At 65.0% G+C, this 2,402-nt stretch carries 5 protein-coding genes; 2 read left to right on the plus strand and 3 right to left on the minus strand.

The features are described 5' to 3' along the window. A partial coding sequence (locus WAN71_RS26145) for an SDR family oxidoreductase (protein WP_422228106.1) occupies nt 1-421 on the plus strand: 421 nt, incomplete at its 5' end. A gap of 5 nt (nt 422-426) precedes the next feature. Continuing rightward, nucleotides 427-1,008, plus strand: coding sequence for a nuclear transport factor 2 family protein (locus tag WAN71_RS26150; RefSeq protein WP_422228107.1), 582 nt, complete (start codon nt 427-429; stop codon nt 1,006-1,008). 38 nt (nt 1,009-1,046) lie between these two features. On the opposite strand, the gene WAN71_RS26155 is transcribed toward WAN71_RS26150, so the two are convergent. The 3 genes from WAN71_RS26155 to WAN71_RS26165 all read right to left on the minus strand — a co-directional run. Then, nucleotides 1,047-1,325 (minus strand): cytochrome C oxidase subunit IV family protein, encoded by a 279-nt coding sequence (locus WAN71_RS26155; protein ID WP_422228108.1) that lies wholly within the window; start codon nt 1,323-1,325, stop codon nt 1,047-1,049. Beyond that, the gene (locus WAN71_RS26160) at nt 1,325-1,912 is read right to left on the minus strand and encodes a cytochrome c oxidase subunit 3 (RefSeq protein ID WP_422228109.1); all 588 of its coding nucleotides are present in this window, start codon (nt 1,910-1,912) and stop codon (nt 1,325-1,327) included. The genes WAN71_RS26155 and WAN71_RS26160 overlap by 1 nt, the downstream gene beginning before the upstream one ends. Continuing rightward, the coding region (locus tag WAN71_RS26165; protein WP_422228110.1) for a hypothetical protein at nt 1,909-2,402 on the minus strand (494 nt) is incomplete at its 5' end. The genes WAN71_RS26160 and WAN71_RS26165, both read right to left, overlap by 4 nt.

Raw genomic sequence — 2,402 nt, forward strand, 5'->3', positions numbered from 1 at the left:
GACCAATTACAGCGCCGCCAAGGCCGCGATCGTCGGTCTGACCCAGACCCTGAGCCTGGAGTTGGCGTCGATCGGCGCCACCGTGAACGCGATCAGCCCGGGTGGACGAACCCGGATGTCGGCGTCCATGCCGGGCGCGCAGGCTCCGATCGAGCCCGATGAGCGCGCCGACGACGAGTTCGACCCCAAGGACCCGTCGCTGGGTTCACCGGTGGTGGCCTGGCTGGCCAGCCCGGAGGCCGGCCACATCAGCGGACAGGTCATCCGCGCGATGGGCGAACATCTCCAGCTACTGAAAGGCTGGCATCCTGTCGCGTCTGTGTCGAACGGTCAACAGCGCTGGGATGCCGAGAAACTCGGCGTCATTATGGCCACCGACGTGTTCGGCACCCGCAACGCCGGCCTGCGGCTGGGCGGGTGAGCGCGATGCCAGATATTGCGGAAGTCGAGCGGGAATTTCGGCGCTACTTCATGACTGGCCCGGTACTCGAGGACTGGCAGGCTTGGGCCAGCCTCTTCACCGACGACGCAACCTATTTCGACCACTTCTACGGAACCTTCACGGGCCCGGCGGAGATCACCCGGTTCCTCGAGGGGACGATGGGTGCCGCACCACAGGTCTACAGCCCGCTCGTCTGGTACGTCGTCGACGGCACCCGCGTCGCATACAAGGTGCTCAATCGCGCCGACAGTCCGGAGCCGGGCGGCCAGCCCATCGACTTCCCGTCGTATCAATTCATCGAGTACGCCGGCGGCGGTAAGTGGCGTTCCGAGGAGGACGTCTGGCTGCTGCCCGAGATGAAGGGCTTCGCTGCACGCTACGCGGCCGCCGAGGCCGCACACCCACAGACGCTCGAGCAGAAGCTCCGTCGCGACGATTGGGGTTCGTGGGTGGACTGGGCGCGCCCGGAACCGGGACACAACGCAGCCCCTTCATGGCTGGACAAGGCCGGCTTCAAACCGTTCTCGGGCATTCAGGACATCGACTTTGGGGTCCGATCACACTGACGCCGTGAGGTGTTGCTGCGGCTGGGTGGCTGAAAGTCTCAGAGGAATAGGTAGAGTCCGGACAGCGCGGCCCACAGCGCCAGGCAATAACCTTCGAACGCGGCCCGCAATGGCATTGGCGCGCTGCGGAGTTCCATGAAGTCGAGCCCAATCAGCCTCACCTTGATCGCGGCGATGCCGAGCACCACCACCACGACCACCGATCCGACGTCGTGCTCGGCGCCCAGGGCGTAGGACACCAGGGTCGCCGCGATCAGCACCAGCCACGACACACCGGCGCGGCCACGCGCGAACCCGAGAGCAGAAGGTCCCGACATCAGGCCACCAGGTACAGCAGCGCGAACAGCATGATCCACAACAGGTCGACGAGATGCCAGAAGCAGGCCCCACCCTCCACCACTGCCATCCGGGTTACGCTGATTTCGCGCCGCCGGGTCTGGATGAGCAGGAACGTCAGCACCGCCATGCCGACACAGACGTGGAACAGGTGCACGCCGGTGAGGATGAAGTAGTACAGGTAGAAATGGTTGGCCCCGACGCCATGCCCGCCCGTCACCAGCGAGTGATACTCAAACACCTTGAGCGCGATGAAGACTCCGCCGCAGATCATTGCCGCCAATACGGCCGAGCGCGCGATGTGCCCCGCGCCCGACCGCATCGCGCCCAGTGCGACAACCACACACAACGAACTCGTCAGCAGTACAAGGGTGTTCGTCAGGCCGACACCGATGTGCAACGTCTTTCGCGAGACCTCGAATATCTCGGGGGCCTTGGCCCGCTCGACCATGAAAGTGGCGAAGAACGTGCCGAAGACCAGCATGTCGCCGAACAGGAAGACCCACGTGCCGTTTTCGCCGGGAACCCGCCGCGCCGTCGCCTGCGCGGTTGGTAAGCCGACCGTCACGACGCGGCGGTCGTCAGCGGTCGATTGGCCGCCTGTTCCGCGGTGATCGAGCGGAGCATCACCGCGGTCACTGCGATCATCCAGCCGCTGAATGCCACCAGCGGAATCCAGAAGGCGAAGACCCCGTTCCATGCGAGCGGGCCTTCGTTGAAGATCATCACCGCCCCGCCGGGTAGCGCGAGCAACGCGTACCACGCGTTGAGATAGCCGAACCACCGCGGGAATGTCGGCGGATCCGTTCGGTCGACAAACGACGCCGTCGTGAGCACCAGGGCCTGCACCACCAGAGTTCCGACGATCCCGACGAACATCAACCAGAAGACATCGTTGAGCGCCTGGGTGATCCCGGGATCGCGCTGTTCGGGACGAAACGCCGCCGCGGCCAACACCATCATCGGAAAGAGGAAACCGGGCACGAAGATGACCCCGGCGAAGATCTGGGTCACCGACAGCACGCCCCACTTGCCCTCGACCCGATGCACCCGCAGGC

This window comes from Mycobacterium sp. (genome assembly GCF_049280035.1).
Taxonomy (GTDB): domain Bacteria; phylum Actinomycetota; class Actinomycetes; order Mycobacteriales; family Mycobacteriaceae; genus Mycobacterium.